4 protein-coding genes are annotated in these 3,535 nt (G+C 57.0%); all 4 read right to left on the reverse strand.

Annotation, left to right across the window (positions count from 1 at the left end):
* A partial coding sequence (locus EOA24_RS31225; RefSeq protein ID WP_133374699.1) for a hypothetical protein occupies positions 1-992 on the reverse strand: 992 nt, incomplete at its 3' end.
* Positions 993-1,173: 181 nt separating this feature from the next.
* The gene (gene neuC / locus EOA24_RS31230; protein WP_127410452.1) at positions 1,174-2,403 is read right to left on the reverse strand and encodes a UDP-N-acetylglucosamine 2-epimerase; all 1,230 of its coding nucleotides are present in this window, start codon (positions 2,401-2,403) and stop codon (positions 1,174-1,176) included.
* 2 nt (positions 2,404-2,405) lie between these two features.
* Positions 2,406-3,281, reverse strand: coding sequence for a DapH/DapD/GlmU-related protein (locus EOA24_RS43990; protein ID WP_127410453.1), 876 nt, complete (start codon positions 3,279-3,281; stop codon positions 2,406-2,408).
* On the reverse strand, positions 3,282-3,535 hold a 254-nt coding region (locus EOA24_RS31240), incomplete at its 5' end, for an SAF domain-containing protein (RefSeq protein WP_245501893.1).

Consider the following 3,535-nt stretch of genomic DNA (forward strand, 5'->3'; position numbering starts at 1 on the left):
ATCACCTCGTGGCCAGCTTTCGACGCTATCTGACCGAATTGCGATAGACCCCGCAAAATGTCCAACTGAGGCTGCAGCGCGAGCATCACGGAGCGGCCAGATCTCGGCACGACAGGCTGAATATTCCCACTCACGCGGAACGCCTGCGAGTTTCCAAGCGGCTGTCCGGTCCCGACCGAAAGGACAGCGTCGAAGACATCACAGACGTAACGCTCCGATTGCGTCATCAAAATTGTGTGCGCAGCGATTGTGGGCAGGCCCAACGACCGGCGCATAGATGCATGGAATACGGAGCGCAATGACATGTTCGCCCAATAGACCACCGGGTGTTTCGCGAGATCGGCAGCTTCCAGAGGAATTCCCGCTAATTGCTCAAGACGGCCGTTCAGGACGCGATAGACGGCATGGCTTAACAAAAGCGATAGAGCCGGCGGTATGTTCGCCTGCCGCAGGAGGCGGAACGCGCGAATGAGGCAAGTCGGGTGAAACGACCTAGGAACCGTAGGCGTTGGCTCGATAATGGTATCGGGACGAAGCCCAACCGGCAGGCCTAACATTGACGATGTGTCGACGAGATGGGACTGGGCAGAGCCCAAATCCACACCGCGCATCGAAGGAACTGACAGGTGGCCATTGTTCACCTGGTCCCATCCCTTGATTTCCTCTGCGGCTGTCGCAGCGAGTCGCTCGTACGAAGGAAAGCAAGGGCCATCATAACCCTCTTTACGGCAAACTTCCAAGGCATCGACAAGCGGTCGCAGCAGCCCGACAAAATCGGTCATGAGCAGAAATTGGGTCGCTGCGGCATGCCGGCACGCTAAATGGCCAATCTTTTTTGACACCCCAGCCTCAGGAAGCTGGAGAAGTCGGCATAGCCTCTCAGCGATGTAACGTGCGACACGAAAGACACGTTCTTCTGAACGCCCATTCAGCATCAGATGCCTGTTTCTTACATAATCAGGCATCCGCCTGCCGGACCGGCCGTCGGTCATTTCCGAAGAATTCATAAGGACGGGTTGGCCATCGCCAGGCACTGCTGTGATTTGCGGTAATCGAAGCATGGTGACTATTGAAGCTCGTTCAAGCGCCGCGCTTGATACCGACAAAGCACGTGGCGCATGCCCTCTCAATCTTTTTTCTCCTCCCGGATCCTACAAACGATTCAGCCGCAATTTACAGATCTAGTCTCTTGAGGTTTCGGCAGAGACCAGATACGCGATCAGCGATGATTACCCATGGGTCCGGTGCGCCGGAATGTGCGGGTTCTGTCTCGCCTTGGCTTCGCCGTTTATTGAGACTACCGGTTTGCCTGGAATTGAACTCCGCCAACAGCTTTTGAATTTCAGGCACGATCGTCGCAGCGTCCCAAGGAACATCCGTTACTGGGCCATAGCGGTCCCGTCCCTTCTGTCGACTGCCAATGTTCAGAACCGGGAGGCCGATAGCGCAGGCCTCTAAAATGCCAGACGAGGAATTCCCAATAACTCCAGCGGACGCCATAAGGGCTTGAATGTAGAGGTGCCCAATCGATGGCAAAACATGAACGTCATCTGGAAACCTGTTCATCAAGGCGTAGAGTTCCTTGTTGATTACGTCTCCGCCGGGATCGAGGTTGGCGAGTGTAAACAAGAAGGCTGGTTGAAATCCTTTGTGTGAATGGTTTAAGTCGAGAACGGCCTCTACAACGCGTCTGGTTATGCCTGCGATTTGGTCCGCCGTCGTTGTGGAGGCTGTCTCGGAGTGGACGGTGGCTATCAGGATGGCGCGCTGTTCGGGATTAAATCCTGAAAGTTTTTCCATGTCGATCGGAGCCAACGGCTTCGCGCGACGCGCAAGCGCGGCACCAATCGGTCCTGTCGCAACGATCTGCGACTCGGCCACCCCGATAGAGCGCAGACGCTCACCCTGCAGGGGCAGAGCCGGGAAATGGATGTCAGCAAGTTTACTTATCGCATTCCGATACCGCTCGTCTATTGCTCCTTCGGTAACGTGCCCCCCCTCGAGGTGGGCCAAAGGAATCCGCATTGACACAGCAGCCAGAGCAGCGCTCAGGATTTCAAAACGGTCACCAAGTATGAGGACGAGATCCGGCTTGTGGCGTTCATAGGCGTCGGCAAACGAGATGACGGCCTGTCCGATGACCCGTGTCATGGCGGTATGGTCGGACGGAGCAATACTTTCATCCGGCATAAAGCTCACTTGGTGAATCGGGCACAGACTCGACGCTTCGACAGCCCGAACCGTCATCCCAAACGCTTGCTCGAGGTGCGTGCCCCCGGCAAGCACGAAGGTTTCCAAGCCTTGTCTCGTGGCGAGCTCGTTGACAACTGGCTCGAGCAAGTGCCATTCCGCCCTGGTGGTCGTCACAATCGCTATTCGACGCGCTGTTGGGGGAACTTGCATTTTTACTTCTCCTGTCGACGCAGTTCGGCCCGCAGCCTGCGATCGTCACGTGATTCGGCGATAGCATCGTCCTTGACGTCGCGATCGACAACGGCTCCCGCCGGAACCAGGGCGCCACTTCCAATCTGCACGCCTGGCAAAATAATCGCGCCCGCGCCTACAAATGCACCTTTACCCACCATGACCCCACCGCAGAGGATGGCGCCAGGGCCGATGAACGCCCCGGAGGATATTTGGCAGTCATGGTCGATGTTGGCCCCGGTATTGATGATCACGCGCGCTCCCAAAAACACTTGCGCGCCGAGGTTGACGCCTAGGTGGACCTGCGTTCCGTGGGCGATCCCGCCTTCGGTTCCCCGCGTCCGGAGCGCACCCATGGAAACCTCGTAGGGATCAAGCAGCATGGCGCCAGGATCGACAATAGGCGGCTCCAGAACCGTCAAATCGTCTTTGAGCAGCCGCATGGATTCGTATTGATCCGCCGCCCTTAAGCGGGGATTCAATCCTTCGCCCACAATCGTTGCCCGCTGGCCGATCCCGTTTACGAGAACCACGCTGGCCGGCCCGGTGAGCCCCGCAATGTGTGCTATGCAATCGCCATCAGTAGCGTGATGATGAACTGTCGGGCACTCCCTGCCTGTATTGGTCGTGCCATCGCGGTTAAATCCAAAGGCAACGAGCAGGATATTGACGATATCCTTCGTTACCCCCTCTGCAGCAACCATATGAATGGCGTCATAGTTGCGCGGCAATAACGGATTTCCCGCCTCTTCATGCCAGGCTTCAGCATGCATGGTAGCCCGCGTCAGAATGCGGCTGACCACGCGCGCGTGCCCTCCTGCCCCCAGGAATGCCAAGTGGTAGCTGGCGTCGCTCATCTAAATTTCGGTGCTTATTGCATCGTCAATGTCCATGTCACCAGCCGCGGCCCTTCCGATGACATCAAATATATCGCCCGCCGGGCGCCCCTCGGATGAGCGTTTGAGAACAATATCCCTCAGAGTAAGGACTTGTCCCGCCTTGATCGAACGCGCCGCAAGGATGCGTTTACGCGCAACGCCCCGTAGAGCCAGTTCGTTACCAGATGGAACCTTCTGCCCTGTGCCCAGCGCACTTGCAGTCGCTTTAATAC

It is taken from the genome of Mesorhizobium sp. M2A.F.Ca.ET.039.01.1.1, assembly GCF_003998035.1.
Lineage (GTDB): Bacteria > Pseudomonadota > Alphaproteobacteria > Rhizobiales > Rhizobiaceae > Mesorhizobium.